This is a genomic window from Vibrio sp. Vb1337 (assembly GCF_033338715.1).
Lineage (GTDB): Bacteria > Pseudomonadota > Gammaproteobacteria > Enterobacterales > Vibrionaceae > Vibrio > Vibrio alginolyticus.
In genome coordinates, this window is sequence record NZ_JAWOTD010000142.1 from 1 (window position 1) to 1,254 (window position 1,254).

The window sequence follows — 1,254 nt, forward strand, 5'->3', positions numbered from 1 at the left end:
CGTAGGGTTAGGCGTATTGCTGAAAGACAGCGTGAATGGGGAAGGGTTGAAGAATCGTTTAGAAAATGTCTTCCGATTGCCACAAGACCGCGTATTCGACAACAGCAATATCTACAATCAAGCCATGAGAGTATTTGATCACACGTTCGCCATCGCTGGCACGTTAGGCAACATTACTCTTATCATTGCTGTATTTGGTCTTTTCTTTGCAACCCTAGCAGGAGAACTCTCTCGTCAAAGACACTTCTCGCTGCTGAGATGCATGGGTGTTTCTGGCAAAGAGTTGGTTGCCTTGGGGGGCTTGCAACTGTTCGCCTTTGGTGCCATTTCTGCGATTATAGCAGTACCGTTAGGATTGGCCTTGGCCCACCTAATTGTTGATATCATCATTAAACAATCTTTTGGTTGGTCACTCGAACTGCAAACCATTCCTTGGGAATATGCACAAACTATCGCTTGGGCAATGCTCGCGATTATGATCGCCGGGGCGTTACCTGTAATTCGAATGATTAAGAGTACGCCAATGAAGTCGTTGAGGGATGCGTTGTAGTGGAAAAACAAAACTCTAAAAAACGCATTTTTGCTTCGATGCTGATCGTTGTCGTTTTTGCCATGTTGACTGGAGCGACGTTGTATTCAACTTTTTGGCTAGAGCCTACTGCTACCCAAGAAAACGAAATTAATTCGGTACTGACGCGAGAAAATAAAACCATTTTTGAGCCCGTTTTACGGGACGAGCATGTCTCATTGCCTTCAGACTTTCGCTTCCATCCTGAATATCAACATGAATGGTGGAACTACTTTGCGAAGCTGCAAGATAAGCAAGGTCGTACTTACAACGTGCAGTGGAGCTATTTTCGCGTCGCCACCGATGAACGAGAAACCAGCGGTTGGCAGAACCCTCAATTGTACATTTCACATGTTGTCGTGAGCCATGGTTCGCATGTGTGGAAAGAACAGCGTGTTGCGCGTGGTGGTATTGGTCAAGCTGGCATGACAAACCGACCATTCCGTTTATGGATAGATAACTGGACTTGGCGCTCATTAGGCTCTACACCATTTCCAGGCAACCTCAATGTTACAACGGACACATTCGGACTCGAACTGAATACCATGACAAGCGGGCCGTTTGTGGTAAATGGAGACAAAGGCTTTCAAGTTAAACATGCACTGCAATCTGTGGCGTCGTTTAGCTTTAGCGCACCGTTTCTTAATGTAAAAGGTACATTGAACTTAAATGGCCGCCTCATCCCC

General features: G+C 45.9%; 2 protein-coding genes. Both read left to right on the forward strand.

The window, feature by feature from the left end; translation table 11 throughout:
- Positions 1-550, forward strand: a 550-nt coding sequence (locus tag R7E42_RS24545) for an ABC transporter permease (RefSeq protein WP_318073170.1), incomplete at its 5' end; no start/stop codon positions are given.
- A partial coding sequence (locus tag R7E42_RS24550; protein ID WP_318073172.1) for a carotenoid 1,2-hydratase occupies positions 550-1,254 on the forward strand: 705 nt, incomplete at its 3' end. The genes R7E42_RS24545 and R7E42_RS24550, both read left to right, overlap by 1 nt.